General features: G+C 67.7%; 19 protein-coding genes. 8 read left to right on the top strand and 11 right to left on the bottom strand.

Annotated elements, in window-relative coordinates; all coding sequences use genetic code 11:
* Positions 1 to 39: 39 nt before the first annotated feature.
* The 5 genes from FHR20_RS19230 to FHR20_RS19210 all read left to right on the top strand — a co-directional run bounded on the left by FHR20_RS19230 (position 40) and on the right by FHR20_RS19210 (position 4,572).
* Entirely contained in the window at positions 40 to 1,947 is a 1,908-nt protein-coding gene (locus FHR20_RS19230) for a M61 family metallopeptidase (RefSeq protein ID WP_167301242.1), read from the top strand.
* A gap of 42 nt (positions 1,948 to 1,989) precedes the next feature.
* Entirely contained in the window at positions 1,990 to 2,538 is a 549-nt protein-coding gene (gene ppa, locus FHR20_RS19225) for an inorganic diphosphatase (RefSeq protein WP_167301241.1), read from the top strand.
* Between the two features lie 29 nt (positions 2,539 to 2,567).
* On the top strand, positions 2,568 to 3,209 hold the full coding sequence (locus tag FHR20_RS19220; protein WP_167301240.1) for a hypothetical protein: 642 nt from the start codon (positions 2,568 to 2,570) through the stop codon (positions 3,207 to 3,209).
* Positions 3,206 to 3,859 (top strand): DUF1345 domain-containing protein, encoded by a 654-nt coding sequence (locus FHR20_RS19215; RefSeq protein ID WP_208413770.1) that lies wholly within the window; start codon positions 3,206 to 3,208, stop codon positions 3,857 to 3,859. Before FHR20_RS19220 ends, FHR20_RS19215 begins: the two co-directional genes overlap by 4 nt.
* 161 nt (positions 3,860 to 4,020) lie before the next feature.
* The gene (locus FHR20_RS19210; protein WP_167301239.1) at positions 4,021 to 4,572 is read left to right on the top strand and encodes a hypothetical protein; all 552 of its coding nucleotides are present in this window, start codon (positions 4,021 to 4,023) and stop codon (positions 4,570 to 4,572) included.
* Between the two features lie 60 nt (positions 4,573 to 4,632).
* Here FHR20_RS19210 and FHR20_RS19205 read toward each other — a convergent pair whose 3' ends face one another.
* Genes FHR20_RS19205 through ispG form a run of 6 tightly spaced genes read right to left on the bottom strand, consistent with a single transcriptional unit; the run spans position 4,633 to position 8,202 of the window.
* Complete coding sequence (locus tag FHR20_RS19205; RefSeq protein WP_167301238.1) at positions 4,633 to 4,989, bottom strand: TfoX/Sxy family protein; 357 nt, start codon at positions 4,987 to 4,989, stop codon at positions 4,633 to 4,635.
* A gap of 54 nt (positions 4,990 to 5,043) precedes the next feature.
* Positions 5,044 to 5,517: a GNAT family N-acetyltransferase gene (locus FHR20_RS19200; RefSeq protein WP_167301237.1), complete on the bottom strand. Its 474-nt coding sequence runs from the start codon at positions 5,515 to 5,517 to the stop codon at positions 5,044 to 5,046.
* Positions 5,514 to 6,416 (bottom strand): DMT family transporter, encoded by a 903-nt coding sequence (locus FHR20_RS19195; RefSeq protein ID WP_167301236.1) that lies wholly within the window; start codon positions 6,414 to 6,416, stop codon positions 5,514 to 5,516. Before FHR20_RS19195 ends, FHR20_RS19200 begins: the two co-directional genes overlap by 4 nt.
* Positions 6,417 to 6,418: 2 nt before the next feature.
* The gene (locus FHR20_RS19190; RefSeq protein WP_208413769.1) at positions 6,419 to 6,796 is read right to left on the bottom strand and encodes a type II toxin-antitoxin system VapC family toxin; all 378 of its coding nucleotides are present in this window, start codon (positions 6,794 to 6,796) and stop codon (positions 6,419 to 6,421) included.
* The gene (locus FHR20_RS19185) at positions 6,796 to 7,041 is read right to left on the bottom strand and encodes an AbrB/MazE/SpoVT family DNA-binding domain-containing protein (protein ID WP_167301235.1); all 246 of its coding nucleotides are present in this window, start codon (positions 7,039 to 7,041) and stop codon (positions 6,796 to 6,798) included. The genes FHR20_RS19190 and FHR20_RS19185 overlap by 1 nt, the downstream gene beginning before the upstream one ends.
* A gap of 36 nt (positions 7,042 to 7,077) precedes the next feature.
* On the bottom strand, positions 7,078 to 8,202 hold the full coding sequence (ispG, locus tag FHR20_RS19180; protein ID WP_167301234.1) for a flavodoxin-dependent (E)-4-hydroxy-3-methylbut-2-enyl-diphosphate synthase: 1,125 nt from the start codon (positions 8,200 to 8,202) through the stop codon (positions 7,078 to 7,080).
* A 112-nt stretch (positions 8,203 to 8,314) separates the two neighbouring features.
* On the opposite strand from ispG, the gene FHR20_RS19175 reads away from it, so the two are divergent.
* Positions 8,315 to 9,535 (top strand): acyltransferase family protein, encoded by a 1,221-nt coding sequence (locus FHR20_RS19175; RefSeq protein WP_167301233.1) that lies wholly within the window; start codon positions 8,315 to 8,317, stop codon positions 9,533 to 9,535.
* Positions 9,535 to 10,371, top strand: coding sequence for a S1/P1 nuclease (locus FHR20_RS19170; RefSeq protein WP_167301232.1), 837 nt, complete (start codon positions 9,535 to 9,537; stop codon positions 10,369 to 10,371). Before FHR20_RS19175 ends, FHR20_RS19170 begins: the two co-directional genes overlap by 1 nt.
* On the opposite strand, the gene FHR20_RS19165 is transcribed toward FHR20_RS19170, so the two are convergent.
* The 4 genes from FHR20_RS19165 to FHR20_RS19150 all read right to left on the bottom strand — a co-directional run bounded on the left by FHR20_RS19165 (position 10,368) and on the right by FHR20_RS19150 (position 12,964).
* On the bottom strand, positions 10,368 to 11,330 hold the full coding sequence (locus tag FHR20_RS19165; RefSeq protein WP_167301231.1) for an alpha/beta hydrolase: 963 nt from the start codon (positions 11,328 to 11,330) through the stop codon (positions 10,368 to 10,370). The two genes, FHR20_RS19170 and FHR20_RS19165, sit on opposite strands and share 4 nt — an antisense overlap.
* Positions 11,330 to 11,602, bottom strand: coding sequence for a hypothetical protein (locus FHR20_RS19160; protein WP_208413768.1), 273 nt, complete (start codon positions 11,600 to 11,602; stop codon positions 11,330 to 11,332). Before FHR20_RS19160 ends, FHR20_RS19165 begins: the two co-directional genes overlap by 1 nt.
* A 223-nt stretch (positions 11,603 to 11,825) precedes the next feature.
* The gene (locus FHR20_RS19155; RefSeq protein WP_167301230.1) at positions 11,826 to 12,041 is read right to left on the bottom strand and encodes a type II toxin-antitoxin system antitoxin; all 216 of its coding nucleotides are present in this window, start codon (positions 12,039 to 12,041) and stop codon (positions 11,826 to 11,828) included.
* Between the two features lie 17 nt (positions 12,042 to 12,058).
* On the bottom strand, positions 12,059 to 12,964 hold the full coding sequence (locus tag FHR20_RS19150; RefSeq protein WP_167301229.1) for an SPFH domain-containing protein: 906 nt from the start codon (positions 12,962 to 12,964) through the stop codon (positions 12,059 to 12,061).
* 131 nt (positions 12,965 to 13,095) lie between these two features.
* On the opposite strand from FHR20_RS19150, the gene FHR20_RS19145 reads away from it, so the two are divergent.
* The gene (locus tag FHR20_RS19145; protein WP_167301228.1) at positions 13,096 to 14,463 is read left to right on the top strand and encodes a serine hydrolase domain-containing protein; all 1,368 of its coding nucleotides are present in this window, start codon (positions 13,096 to 13,098) and stop codon (positions 14,461 to 14,463) included.
* A gap of 64 nt (positions 14,464 to 14,527) precedes the next feature.
* On the opposite strand, the gene pal is transcribed toward FHR20_RS19145, so the two are convergent.
* Complete coding sequence (pal, locus tag FHR20_RS19140) at positions 14,528 to 15,040, bottom strand: peptidoglycan-associated lipoprotein Pal (protein WP_167301227.1); 513 nt, start codon at positions 15,038 to 15,040, stop codon at positions 14,528 to 14,530.
* Between the last annotated feature and the right edge of the window lie 39 nt (positions 15,041 to 15,079).

Below are 15,079 nucleotides of genomic sequence, written 5' to 3'. Positions count from 1 at the left end.
CTATGACCCGTCGCTTCCAGAAGAGAGGTCGCTCCACTCATGATCCGTGCGCTCGCCGCAGCTGCCCTGCTCGCTTCCGTCTCCGCCCCCGCCCTTGCCCAGAACGCGACGGCCCAGAATTCGGCGCCGGCGCAGACCGCACCCTATCCCAGCACCATCCCCGATGCGCGCGACATCCCCTATCCGGGCACGCTGACGCTCGACATCGACGCGACCGACGTGGCGCGCGGCATCTTCAACGTGAAGGAGACGATCCCGGTCGCGAAGAGCGGGCACATGGTGCTGCTCTATCCGAAATGGATTCCCGGCAAGCACGGCCCGCGCGGCGAGATCGAGAAGCTGGGCGGCCTGGTGATCCGCGGCAACGGCAAGGTGATCCCGTGGAAGCGCGATCCCGTGGACGTCTTCGCCTTCCATATCGACGTGCCGGCGGGCGTGAGGAAGCTGGACCTGAGCTTCAACTTCGTCTCGGCCACGGTGGCGGACCAGGGCCGCATCGTGATGACGCCCAACCTGATGAGCCTGCAATTCTTCTCGCTCAGCCTCTATCCGGCCGGCTATTTCGTCCGCCGCGTGCCCATCCAGGCCAAGGTGACCTATCCCGAGGGCTGGACCGCCAGCTCGGCGGTGGACGCCAGGGTGAGCGGCAACGTCTACACCTATGACAAGACCAATTATGACGTGCTGATGGATTCGCCGGTGCTCGCCGGCCGCTATTACCGCCAGCTCAAGCTCACCGACCGCGTCTCGGTCGAGACCTATGCCGACACGGCCGAGGAACTGGCCGCCACGCCCGAGCAGGTCGACAAGCTCAAGAACCTGGTCGACCAGGCAGTGAAGACCTTCGGGGTCGAACATTACGACCATTACCGCTTCCTGTTCTCGATCAGCGACGAGCTGGGCGGGATCGGCGTGGAGCATCACCGCAGCTCGGAGAACGGCACCGGCCTGGGCTTCTTCACCAAATGGGACGAGAAGGCGACCAGCCGCAACCTGCTGCCGCACGAATACACCCATAGCTGGGACGGCAAGTTCCGCCGCGGCGCCGACCTGTGGACCCCCGACTATCGCGTGCCGATGCGCGGCTCGCTGCTGTGGGTCTATGAGGGGCAGACCCAGTTCTGGGGCTATGTCTTCCAGGCGCGCTCGGGGCTGGTGAGCAAGGCCGACACGCTCGACGCCTATGCCAACATCGCCGCCACGCTCGACAATCGCCAGGGCCGCACCTGGCGCCCGCTGGTCGATACCACCAACGACCCCGTCATCAGCCCGCGCGCGCCGAAGGGCTGGGTGAGCTGGCAGCGCAGCGAGGATTATTACAACGAGGGCCTGCTGGTCTGGATGGAAGCCGATTCCATCCTCCGGGAGAAATCCGGCGGCACCAAGTCGATCGACGATTTCGCGCGCATCTTCTTCGGCGGTCGCGACGGCGACTATGGCGAGCTGACCTACACGTTCGACGACGTGGCCGCGACACTCAACCAGGTCGTGCCCTGGGACTGGAAGAAATTCCTCGACGAGCGGGTGAACCAGGTTTCCGAGCGGGCGCCGCTGAAGGGCTTCGAGCGCAACGGCTACAAGCTGGTCTATACCGAGCATCCCAACAAGGCGACGCCGAAGACCGCCACCGACCTTTCCTATTCGCTGGGCCTGTCGATCGGCCCCAAGGGCATTTCCGGCGTGATGTGGGGCAGCCCGGCCTTCGACGCGGGCATCACCCTTGCCGACGAAGTCGTCGCGGTGAACGGCCAGGCCTTTACCGGCGACAAGCTGAAGGATGCGGTTAAGGCGGCGAAGGCCACGAAGGACCCGATCCGGCTCACCCTGAAACGCGGCTCGCGCTATCGCGACGTGGCCATCGACTATCATGACGGCCTGCGCTATCCGCACCTCGAGAAAACAACCGAAGGAGAGGCTGGCCTGGATAAGCTCCTCCAGCCGAAATAACGGCCTGGGGGGCGCAACCGCCCAGCTTAAGGAAAGCATAGCGTGCGTATCGATTTGATTCCGGTGGGTGACGATCCGCCGAACAGCCTCAACGTGATCATCGAGGTTCCCGTCGGCGGCGAGCCGGTGAAATATGAGTTCGACAAGGCCAGCGGCGCGCTGTTCGTCGACCGCATCCTGCACACGCCGATGCGCTATCCGGCGAACTACGGCTTCGTGCCGCACACCCTCTCGCCCGATGGCGATCCGCTCGATGCGCTCGTCATCGCGCGCTCGCCCTTCGTGCCGGGCTGCGTGGTGCGCGCGCGCCCGATCGGCGTGCTCAAGCTCGAGGACGAGGCCGGCGGCGACGAGAAGCTCGTCTGCGTGCCGGTCGATTCGACCTTCCCCTATTATTCGGACATCGGCGAGCGGCAGGACCTGCCCTCGATCGTGCTCCAGCAGATCGAGCATTTCTTCAAGCACTACAAGGACCTGGAGTCCGAGAAATGGGTGCGCATCGGCCAGTGGGGCGATGCGGAAGAGGCACGCAAGATCGTGATCGAGGCGATCGAAGCCGCAAAGAAGGCCAAGGAGGCCGAGGCCGCCTGACCGGCGCGCTGGCCTGGCGACTGTGCGCAGTGGCCGGGCTGGCGACGCTCGCGGCGTCGACGGGCTTTCCGCCCGTTCCTGCCTGCGGGCCTACCCAGGGCGCGGGGCCGATCATCGCATTCGAACTGGTGCGAAGCCCCGCCCAACTGGCCGAATTGTTCGGCCCGTCTTCCTGCTCCGGCGCTTTCCAGGCCGCGCAGATCCGCGCGAGCTGGTGGGACGCATTGGCCTTCATCCCGGCCTATGCCGCATTCCTCGCACTCGGCGCCTGGGCGCTGGGCGGAAATGCCCGCCGGCTCTCGCGGATCGCGATCGCGGTGCTGCTGGCCGGGGCGCTGCTCGACGAGATCGAGGGGCTGATCCTCCTCCAGCTGGCCCATCACTGGCAGAGCCCGCCCGACCTGTTCGGCGCCTTGTTCTTCGCCGTGCGCCCCAAATTCGCGCTGCTCGGGATCGGCTCGCTGCTGCTCGCGGCGCTTGCCTGGCGCGGAACGCCGATCGGGAAGATCGCCGCGCTGCCGCTCGCCGGGGGCGGCCTCGCTTCGCTCTGGTTCCTGTTCAGCGATCCGCACGAACCGGCGATGATGCTGGGCCATCGCTATGCCTGGATGGCGCTGCTCGCGCTTGCCGCCATCGGATCGATCCGTCCGCGCTGGGTAGGACGACCATGACGAAACGACATCATCGGGGCATCGGCAATGTCGTCGCCCCGCCGCGCTTCCTGCTGTTCCTCGCGGTCACCCTGGTCGCCGGCTGGCTGGCCATTCCCCCGCTCGGCCTGCGCTTCGGGCTGATGACCGGGTTCGACATCGGCGCGCTCACCTTCCTTGTCGCGATCGCCCCGCTCTTCCGGCAGGAAGCCGAGGGGATGCGCCAATCCGCCAAGCGCAACGACGGCAACCGCTTCCTGCTGCTGGTGATCACCGGACTGGTGAGCCTGGTGATCCTGGCGGCGGTCGCCAGCGAGCTGATGGAGAAGGAGCGCACGCAGAGCTGGGCGCTGGCGCTGATCGTCGGCACGCTGGCGCTCTGCTGGACCTTCAGCAACATGATCTATGCGCTGCACTATGCGCATCTCTTCTATTCGGAGAAAGCCGAAGGCGGCGGCGACAGCGGCGGCCTGACCTTTCCCGAGACTCCCGATCCCGATTACTGGGACTTCGTCTATTTCTCCTTCTGCCTGGGCATGACCTTCCAGACCAGCGACATGAACATCACCAGCCGCCGCATCCGGCGCGTGGTGACCGTGCACTGCCTGGCCGCATTCGTCTTCAACCTGGGCATCATCGCCTTCAGCATCAACGTGCTGGGCGGGGGTTAGGGAGAGGGCCCGAACATGGTTTCGGCGCCCACCCACCGGGCAATTCCGCAAGTATCCAAATCGGTCCCTTATCCACCTTCGCAAGACAGTTGCGAGCGCAGATAACATCTTTCCTTCGGGCGCGAGTCGGCTTTTCCATCTTCCCTTGAAGGAGGCAGATGATGCTGCAACTCCATGCCAATATTCGCGCAATACTGATCGGTTCCGTCGGCAGCATATTCCTGAGCGGATGCCAGAATACGGTGATCCTGCATTATCGCCAGCCGGCGAACTGCTACCTGTTCGATAGCAACCCCACCGGATCGCCGCACACGACCACGTCCGCCGGCTCGGGCATGTTCCTGTTCTACGACATCGTCTCGATCGAGAACAAAGCCTCGGGCGCGAAGGACTTCAACTTCAACCCGGCCAAGCTGTTCGCCAATGGCGATTCCAAGGGGAACACGGTGCCGGGCACGCCCGGCGCCTCGTTCACCTATCTGCTGACGGGCATTGCCGTGCCCAAGCTGGTTCCCAAGGGCACGACTTCGGGATCGCTGGGGCGCGTGGTGATCAACCTGCCGAGTGACGACCCTGCGGCGCTCAAGACGGCCCAGATGAACCTGCTCTACAAGAGCGCCTCGGGCGAAAGCGTGCTGCTGGCGCGCGATCCCGGGCCCGCGCCCAAGTTCCTCGATCCCTGCACTCCGGCGAACGTGAACGCGCTGCCCTAGCCGGCCAGCCCGCCATCCCCGCCTGGGCGGGGATGGCGGTGGAGAATATGCGTTCCCAGCCTAGGCCCGCTTCCGGGCCCTTGGCTTTTTCGGTGGCGCGCGCCGGGCGGCCTCCATCGCCAGCAACGCCCAGCGGCGCAGCGCGTCGGCATCGTCATAGGTCTCGTCTGGTGCCCGGCGATAGTTGAGCGACTGGACCCTGCCGTCCTCGCGCGTGACCGAGAAGCGCTCGGCATCGCCCCATTCGAGGGCGCTTTCCGCATCCGCCTTGAGCCATAGCGCATCGAAGGCGAGGATCGCGAAGGCCAGCCCGTCGAGATAGAGCGCCGCGCCGCCGAACAACCGCTTGGACGTGACGGTGCCGACCGGTTCCATCGCCTCCTTGACCCATTCGACCAGGCCCTGATCCACCGCCATCAGCGTCTCCCGTTATCGCACTGCGAAGGGCCGGCTCCCCTTCTCGCCCGATGCTCAGCGCCCGGCCAGCGCCACAAGCGCATCGCCGGTGACGCGCTGGACGGTCCATTCCTCCATCGCCTGCGCGCCCATCGCCCGGTAGAAATCGATCGCGGGCGTGTTCCAGTCGAGCACGGCCCATTCGAAACGGCCGCAATCCCGATCCAGCGCGATGCCGGCGAGATGGCGGAGCAGCGCCTTGCCCGCCCCCGCGCCGCGCGCATCGGGCGTGACGTACAGGTCCTCCAGATAGATGCCGGGCTTGCCTGTCCAGGTGGAGAAATTGTGGAAGAACAGCGCGAAGCCGACGGGCCTGCCGTCCAGCTCCGCGATCAGGCTCTCGGCGACGCGGCGTGCGAACAGCGCGTCGTGCAGCATCGCCTCGGTCGCCACCACGGCATCGGGCTCGCGCTCATAGAGCGCAAGCTCGCGGACGAGATCGAGGATAAGCGGGACGTCGTCCGGAGTGGCGGTGCGAATGGCGATCATGACAAGGCGGGCTCCACTTCGGGCTCGGCGATGCCGGGCCGGCTGCGCGCCGCCATCCAGCATCCCGCGACGATCAGCAAGGTGCCGGCGATCGTGAGCATCGTCAGCGGCTCCCTGAAGAACAGCCAGCCCATGAGTGCTGCCCAGACAAAGGCCGTATATTCCACGCTCAGCAGCACTTGGGCCTCGGCGCGCGCATAGGCCCAGGAGAGGAGCAGCAGCGACGTGATCGCCAGCGCTGCCGCGAGCACGACCAGCGGCCATTGCCCCGCTACGGGCATCGCCAGCAGCCAGGGGGCGGGCAGTGCGAACAGGGCGAGGATGAGCCAGTTCTGGAAAAAGGCGATCTCGATCGGCCCGGCCCGCTGCGCCTGGTGGCGCGCGATGACGAGATTGACTGCGTAGAACACCGCGGAGACGAGCACCGCCGCCATGCCGAGTGCCGAATCGGGCCGATGCGGCGCCCCCAGCTGGCCCGCCAGGATGATGCCGACGCCCGCCAGCCCCAGCAGCGAGCCGAGGACGGAGCGTGGGCCGATCCTCTCCTTCAGGAAGATCGCGGCAAGGGCCAGCGCGATCAGCGGCGCGATGAAGGTGAGCGCGATCGCCTCCGCCAGCGGCACGCGGGCGATGCCCCAGAAGAAGGCGATCGCCATCACTGCCATCACCGCGCTGCGGATCGCATGGATCGCCAGCACGCGCCGCGCCGGCAGGCGCGGCCGGCTGAAGGCGAACAGCGGCGTCATGATCGCGGCGCCGGCGACGAGCCGCCAGAACAGCGCGGCATAGGCGCCGATGGCGAGGCTGAGCCCCTTCATCACCGCGTCCATGATCGAATAGAGCGCGATGCCCGCACAGGCGGCGAGCAGGGCCGCGAGGATCGGAGTGGCACGCGCCATGGTCAGCGGATCATGCGGATGTCGAGGCCGATATCGGCGGATGCCATCCGGGCGTCCGCGGTGAGGATCGGCAATGCGCTGAATCTGCCTTGCGCCAGGCATGTCCGATCGCCGAGCGACAGGCCGAGATGCCTGGTGAGCGGGCGCAATCTCGCAACCTCTATCGCATGCGCCTCCCGAAAGGCTTGAACGCGAACCCCGTAGGAAATCGCGATTCCATATACTGCGCCCGGATCGGCGCCCCCTTCCGACAACCTGGTGACCACCTCGCACAGATTGACGATCGACATCTCGGCCCCGCGAACCACCGCCGCCACTTGCTGGGCGCCCGATTCCCCGAGCAGCAAGGCGAGAAGCACCGAGGCATCGAGGACGAACATTATTCGCGCTCGGCCTCCGCACGCTTGTCGGCAATGAAATCGTCCACCGTGACGGGATGCGTGATCATCGCGCGGATCTTCTGCTGCCCGTCCCGGATGACCTGCATATGCGTCCTGATCGCGAGCGAGCCATCGGCGGCGCGATCGAGCACCAGCACATCCCCATCCCTGATCCCAAGCTCGCGGCGCAGCTCCGCGGGGATGACGATCTTGCCGCCGGCGATCACCTTGGCGTGATAGGTCATATCAGGCCCTCCAGGACCTGACACATAGCATGGGACCTATTCCGCCGCCACCGCCGCGGCACCGTTTGCCGCCTCGATCTCCGCCGCCTTGGCCTCGACCAGCTTGACGATGTGATCGAGCATGTCGGCATCGTTCACCGTGTGATCGGTGATGCCCGACAGATAGACCATGTGCTTGCCGTTGCCGCCGCCGGTCAGGCCGATATCGGTCTCGCGCGCCTCGCCCGGGCCGTTGACCACGCAGCCCAGCACCGAGAGCGACAGCGGCGTGCGGATGTGCTGGAGCCGGTCCTCGAGCGCCTGAACGGTGCGGATCACGTCGAAGCCCTGGCGTGCGCAGCTGGGGCAGGAAACGACGCGGACGCCGCGGTTGCGGATGCCCAGCGCCTTGAGAATCTCGAAGCCGACGCGCACTTCCTCCTCGGGCTCGGCCGAAAGGCTGACCCGAATCGTGTCGCCGATGCCGAACCAGAGCAGCGAGCCGATGCCGATCGCGCTCTTCACCGTGCCGCCGACAAAGCCGCCCGCCTCGGTGATGCCCAGGTGCAGCGGGCAATCCACCGCATCGGCGAGCTGCTGATAGGCGGCGACGGCGAGGAACACGTCCGACGCCTTCACCGCGACCTTGAATTCGTGGAAGTCGCGGTCCTGGAGCAGCTTGATATGGTCGAGCGCCGATTCGACCAGCGCCTCGGGACAGGGCTCGCCATATTTCTCGAGCAGGTCCTTCTCGAGGCTGCCCGCATTTACCCCGATGCGGATCGCGCAGCCATTGGCCTTGGCGGCGTTGACCACTTCGTTCACGCGGTCCGCGCTGCCGATATTGCCCGGGTTGATGCGCAGGCAGGCGGCGCCGGCATCGGCGGCCTCGAGCGCGCGCTTGTAGTGGAAATGGATGTCCGCGACGATCGGCACGCGCGCGGCGCGGACGATCTGCTTCAGCGCCGCAGTCGATTCGACGTCGGGGCACGAGACGCGGATGATGTCGACCCCGGCATCCTCGCAGCGGCGGATCTGGTCGATGGTCGCGCGGGCATCGGAGGTGGCGGTGTTGGTCATCGTCTGCACCGTCACCGGCGCATCGCCGCCAACGGGGACGTTGCCAATCATGATCTGACGGCTGGGCCGCCGGACGATATCGCGCCAGGGACGTACGGACATGGGCGCCATATACGCCCGGCCCGCGCCCGCGCCAACCCGGTGCGGTTTACGCGATGCTAAGAGGCGCGGTGCTATTTCTCCGGCTCGTTTCCCGGATCAAGGCTCTCGCGCGTTGCAGCACGACCCACAATTTGCTGCCGCGCCGCGCACCAGCCAACGCCATTACGGCATGGACTGGCTGCGCATCGCCGCCTTCGCGCTGCTGATCCTCTATCACATCGCCATGGCCTTCTCGCCCTGGGACTGGGTGATCAAGACCAACTATGCCTTTGGGTGGCTGATCCCGCCCATGGCGCTGCTGACGCCCTGGCGCCTGCCCCTGCTCTTCGCGGTCTCGGGCTATGCCTCGCGCAAGCTGTTCGACCGCTCGGCCGGCACGCGCGACTTCGCCCGTTCGCGCGCGGTGCGGCTGCTGGTGCCGCTCGCCTTCGGCATGGTGGCGCTGGTGCCGCTCGAGATGTGGGTGCGGGTGATGGAGAATGGCTATCCGCATGGCTATCTCCATTTCTGGGCGCTCGACTATTGGCGCGCGGGCGACTTCTGGGGCCGCGAATTCCCGAGCTGGGAGCATCTGTGGTTCGTCGCCTATCTCGCCGCCTATACGCTGCTGCTCGCCGGCGTGCTGGCACTGGGCGGCAACCGGGCAATGCGCGCGATCGGCGCGGCGGCGGACTGGCTCGCCCGGGGACACAGGCTGCTCTGGGTGCCCGTGCTGGCGCTTGCCGCGGCGCGGCTGGCCCTGCTGTTCGTCGCGCCCGAACGCCAGGGATTGCTGCGCGACTGGGGCGGCCATGCCCAATATGTCCCGATCTTCCTGTTCGGCTTCGCCCTGGCCGGGGCGCCGCGGCTGTGGCCGGCAGTGGCGCGCAGCTGGAAACCGGCGGCCGCGATGGCGGCGCTGGCCGGCGCGGTGATCGTCACCGTCGAGCTGCTATGGCCGGGCACGCGCGTGCCGCCGCACGACGTGATGGCGCTCGACCGGGCCGCGCGCACCGCCATGGCCTGGGGCATGATCCTCGCGCTGTTCCACATCGCCGAGACCCGCTGGAACCACGACCACCGGCTGCGCAAGCCGCTCGCCGAGGCGGTGTTCCCCTTCTACATCGTCCACCATCCCGCGATCGTGCTGATCGCCTGGTATTCGCTGCCCCTGGGGTTGAGCGCGCCGGCGGAGTTCGCGCTGCTGCTCGGCGGCACCGGCGCCACTTGCGCGGCCGCCTATCTGATCGGCCGGCGCATCGCCTGGCTGCGGCCGCTGATCGGGCTGCGCCTCCGGCTGGCCAAGCCCGCCCGTTCTGCTAGGGAAGCGGCATCTGCCAGCGGAGTTGCCTGATGCGCCTTCTTCTCGTCCTCGCGGCCCTGCTCGGATTCGCCGCGCCCGCCAATGCCTATTGGGAATATGGCCATCAGACCGTCGCCGCGATCGCCTGGCGCAACGTGACTCCGGCCACCCGCGCGAAGATCGGCCAGTTGCTCCGCCACACCGACCTGCTCAAGACCGAGGGCTGCCCGGCGACCAATATCGAGGAAGCCTCGGTCTGGGCCGATTGCATCAAGAAGCTGGGCAGCGACTGGCGCTACGCGTCCGTCTGGCATTATCAGGACGCGGACGTCTGCAAGCCGTTCGACGTGACCGCCGAGTGCAAGGACGGCAATTGCGTCTCCGCCCAGATCGAGCGCGACGTGAAGATCCTCAAGGACCGCAAGGCGCCGCAGGTCGAGCGCGTGAAGGCGCTGCTCTTCCTCGTCCATTTCGTCGGCGATATCGGCCAGCCGCTCCACGGCGCCGAGCACGACCATGACGCCGGCGGCAACAAGGCGATGGTGAGCTACGGCATCTACACCACCGACCGGCTGAACCTCCATTCGGTGTGGGACGGGCTGCTCGCCGAGCGCGCGATCACCTCGGGCCCCGACATCGTACGCACCTATAGCCGCAAGGACCGCGCCGCGCTGGGCGGCGGCACCGTCCAGGACTGGGGCAAGGACAGCTGGGAACTGGCCAGGACCGTCTATGCCGATCTCAACGGCGGCGACGCCTGCAAGCCGATCACCGGCCGCGTCGCGATCAGCGAGGCGATGATCGAGAAGTGGGTGCCCGAGGCCCGGACCCAGGTGATCAAGGGCGGCCTGCGCCTGGCCCGGCTGCTCGACGCGGCGCTGGCCTAGCGCTTCGCGGTCACGAACCCGGCAATGGCTTCGGCCAGCGCCGGGGCCACGGGGAGCGCGCCATCCGAATAGGTGGCGGTGCTCGCCGCGCGGCCCTCGCCGGCCGCCATGCGCAGAACATGCGTCATGCCCGGCACGATCACCAGCTTCGCGCCAGGCCTGGCGCCGGCAAGGGCCTGCGCATCGGCAACGCCGATCTGGACATCGCGATCGCCCTGGGTGACGAGCAGCGGCGGCGCGAGGCGCGCGGCGAGACGGGCCGGATCATGGCGGAACTCGTCGATCAGGAAATCCTGCACCGCATCCGGGAAGAGCGAGGGGAGCGGCGCCGGCATCGCAGCGGTATCCGCATGCTTGCCGGCCTCGAGCGTGTCGACCAGCGCAAGCAGCGGCGCAAGCAACGGCGCATTTGCCGGATTGGCCCGGAACTGCTCGCGCATGATCGTGCCGAGGGGCCGGCCCGCGGCGCTGACCAGCACCACGCCGCAAATCCCCGCGGGCCGCTGGGCGGCGGCCAGGACCACCAGTCCGCCCTCGCTATGCCCGAGCAGCCAGATACAGGCGCGGCCGGTGCGCTTGCGCGCGGCATCGACCCAGGCGCGGACATCCGCAGCATAGTCGGTGATCGTCACGCGATTGGCATCGGCGACCGCGCCGGCACTGCCGAACATGCCGCGCTTGTCGATCCGCAGCGTGGCGACGCCGCGCCGCGCCAGCGCTTCGGCAAGCTGGCGATAGGGGCCGCCGGCCACGCCGTAGCGGTTGTTGCCGTCTCGATCGGTGGGGCCGGAACCCGGGACCAGCAGCACCAGCGGGGCGCCGGGATCGGGATCGAGCAGCGTGCCGGCGAGGTTCCCCAGCGGCCCAGGCGCAGTCACCTCGGTGCCGGCGGGAAGCGCCTGCGCGAGCGCCGAGGGCACCGCGGCGCATGCGGCGAACGCCAGGATCGCCCGGCGCATCACGCGTCACCGCCCCAGCGGAAGCGCCACTCGCCGTCGGTCTTGACGGCAATGAGCCAGAGGAAGGCGGCGATCAGCGGCACCAGCAGCACCAGCCACAACCGGTCCCGGTGCATGGCGAAATTGACGATCAGCCCGATGGCCGCGCCGAAGAGCAGGGTCGCCGCCCAGCCCTGCCAGGTGACCGGCTTCGCGCCGAAGCCGAAGCGCTTGGGCCGGAACCAATAGCCCGGGCGGACCTGCGCCGCGTCGCGGAAAAGCCTGCCCATCATTGGAACAGCACCACCGCGATGCCGGCGAGCAGCCCCGCCCCGGGGATCGCAAGGACGAAGGGCAGCCGCGCGCGGCGGACATGCATGGCAAGGAACATCTGCTTTCTCCTCCAGTCTTCGACGCGAACCGCGCGCCGGGCGCGCCCCAACCTGTCCGTTCCCGCAAGGGTCCATGCCGGCCAGGTGCCGGGACCCACCGGCATTGGCCGGCGAGACGGACTCGTCATTCCCCGCCTTCCTGCACCTTGGGCGGGCGCCCGCGCTTGGGCCGCACCGGCTCCGCCAGCTTCACGCCGCGCCGCGCCAGCGCCTCGCGCAACAGGCATTCGACCTGGGCGTTGACGCTCCTCAGGTCGCTCGCCGCCGAGCGCTCGATCGCCGCGTGCAGGGCAGGATCGAGACGCAAGGGAAAGGCTTTCTTTAGCGGCGGCTGGGACACGGGTTACGCCTCGCGCATCACTGATAGAGCGAGCCCGTGTTGACCACCGGCTGGGTATCGCGCTCGCCGCACAGCACCACCATCAGGTTCGAGACCATCGCCGCGCGGCGCTCGTCGTCGAGATCGACCACCTGCTTGGCGGAAAGCTGGGCGAGCGCCATCTCGACCATGCCCACCGCGCCCTCGACCAAGGTCTGGCGAGCGGCGACCACCGCCTGCGCCTGCTGGCGGCGGAGCATCGCGCCGGCAATCTCCTGCGCATAGGCCAGGTGCGTGAATCCGCATTCGTCGACGGTGATGCCGGCGACGCGCAGGCGGGCGATCAGTTCCTCGCGCAGCTCCGAACCGACCTGGTCGTGATTGCCGCGCAGCGTGACTTCCTGATGCTCGAAATCGTCATAGGGATAGCGCGAGCCGATCGTGCGCACCGCCGCCTCGATCTGGACGTTCACGAACGCCTTGTAGTCGTCCACGTCGAACAGCGCCTGCGCGGTGTCGGTCACCCGCCACACCACCTGCGCCGCCATTTCGATCGGATTGCCGCGCAGGTCGTTCACCTTGATGCGCTCCGAAATGATGTTGTTGGCGCGCACCGAAACCTTCTTCTTGCTCATCCAGGGCCAGGTCCAGCGCAGGCCCGTGGTGCGGTCCGTGCCCCGATAGTCGCCGAACAGCGTGATCACCGCCGCCTGGTTGGGCTGGAGCAGGTAGAAGCCGCAGAGCACGAACAGCTCGACCAGGATCGAGACCAGCAGCCAGGAAATCACGATCCAGTCCACCATCCGGTCGATCTGGGTGAGCGCCCCCACCGTGGCGGCAAGCGCGACGAGCAGCACGAGAAGCATGCCATAGCCGCTCATGGTGATTGCGGTCTTCTCGCTGCTCTGGCGCAGTGCCGGAGCGGCGCTACGAACGTCGGTCATCATTACCTCCCGAAATTATGATATCTTATTTATATCGTTTCGGAGCGCGTCGCAAGACGGAATCGCGCGCCGTTCAGGCAGGGCTCATCCGGGCGACGCGACGATCCGCCGATCTCGATCGGGGGAAATCGATGCGACTGCTCCTGCCCGCCCTTTGCGTGGTCCTGCTGCTGCCCGCCGCACCGGCCCTGGCGCAGCCCGCCACCGCGGCGATCCCGCACGAAGCGGATGCGGCGCTGGCCGCCACCGTCTCTCCCAAGGGCTCCGGCGCCACCGTGCTGATCGCGCGCGGCGACACGATCCTCTATCGGCGCGCGCGCGGCATGGCGGAGGCCGAGCTCGGCATGCCGATGGCACCGGACCAGATCTTCCGGATCGCCTCGATCACCAAGAGCTTCACCGCCGCGCTGATCGTGCAGATGGCCGAGCGTGGCGAAGTGGCGCTCGATGCGCCGGCGGCGCGCTACCTGCCCGAGCTGCCGCTCGATCCGCGCATCACGCTGCGCCAGTTGCTCAGCCATACTGCCGGGATCGCAGAGAATGACGCCACGCCCCAGCCGCCCTTCGGCCCGGGCGAAGTCCCGCTGGCGCAACAGGTCGCGCGGATCGCGGCGCGTCCGCTGCGCTCCGCTCCGGGCAGCGAGCAGCGCTATTCCAACTCGGGCTATATGCTGCTCGGCGCCGTGATCGAGAAAGTGACCGGCCAGTCCTGGGACGAGGCGATGCGCACGCGCCTGTTCGTGCCGCTCGGGCTCGCCGACACCGCCTATGACCGCCGGGACGCGATCGTGGCGCGGCGCGTCGCGGGATACACGCTGGCCGAGGGGCAGCTCCGCAACGCCGCCGCCTTCAACATGTCGCTCCCCAAGACCGCGGGATCGCTGCGATCCTCGGCAGCGGACCTGATGCGCTGGATGCGGGCACTGGCGCATGGCTGGGTGGTGAGCGCGGCCGGCTTCGCCCAGATGGCACAGCCCGCGCTTGCCGGCGTGCCGCTGCAACAGCGCTACGGGCTCGGCCTCTATATCTGGCAGATCCGCGGGCAGACGGCGATCGGGCACACCGGCCAGATCGACGGCTTCGCATCCGCGCTGCTCTATCTGCCCGTGTCGGACACGGTGATCGTGGTACTCGCGAACAACGACACGTTCGATGCGCAGACGCTCGCCCGGCGCATGGCGGCGATCGCCCTGGGCAAGCCCTATCCGCTGCCGGGCGCCGGGCGGGCCCTGCCGCCGGAGGCGGCCGCGCTGGCCGGGACCTATGGCAGCGATCCGGCGACGTCGCGCACCCTGGCGTTCGCGGGAGGCCGCCTCACCCTCGTACGCGAGGGACGCCCGGCGATCCCCCTCATGCTCGACGCGCGGGGCGACATCCGCTTCGTGCCCGACGAGATCAGCTATTTCACTCCGGTCCGCGACGCGGCCGGCAAGGTGATCCGGCTCGATTATTTCGCCAAGGGCGAGGGCCCGGCATTGGCGCTGGAACGGGTGAACTAGCGCCAGGCACGAAAGGGGCCGCCGGAGCTTCCCCCGGCGGCCCCTTTCCCAAAGCGCGAACGCCCTAGCTGATGACGATCGTCACCGCGCGGCGGTTCTGCGCCCAGCTGGCATCGTCCGAGCCCAGCGCGATCGGGCGCTCCTTGCCATAGCTGATCGTGGTGATCCGCGCGGGCGAGATGCCGCGCGAGGCAAGATAGTTCTTGGCCGCATTGGCACGGCGATCGCCCAGCGCGAGATTATATTCGCGGGTGCCGCGCTCGTCGCAATGCCCCTCGATCGTGATCCGGGTGTTCGGGTGGCTGTTCAGCCACTGTGCCTGGCTGTCCAGGATCGCCCGCGCCTCGGGATCGATGTCATATTGGTCGAACGCGAAATGCACGGTGTCGCTCGACACTTCGCGGCGGAACTGCTCGTTGATCGGCGCCGCGACCGTGTCGCTGTCGCCCTCGCCCGGATTGACCGGGCCGGTCTCCGACGGCGCGGGCGGAATCGTGTTCGCATCGCGCTTCTTGGCGCAGCCCGCGGTGGCGAGCAGCGCGACGCCGAGCACCAGGCCGGTCGTGATCTTGGACATGGTCTTTTCTCCTTTTCTCATCGCACCCGGTCCGCTTGC

The sequence above is a fragment of the Sphingomonas leidyi genome (assembly GCF_011761945.1).
GTDB classification, from domain to species: domain Bacteria; phylum Pseudomonadota; class Alphaproteobacteria; order Sphingomonadales; family Sphingomonadaceae; genus Sphingomonas; species Sphingomonas leidyi.
This window is presented reverse-complemented; position numbering and strand designations above follow the sequence as displayed.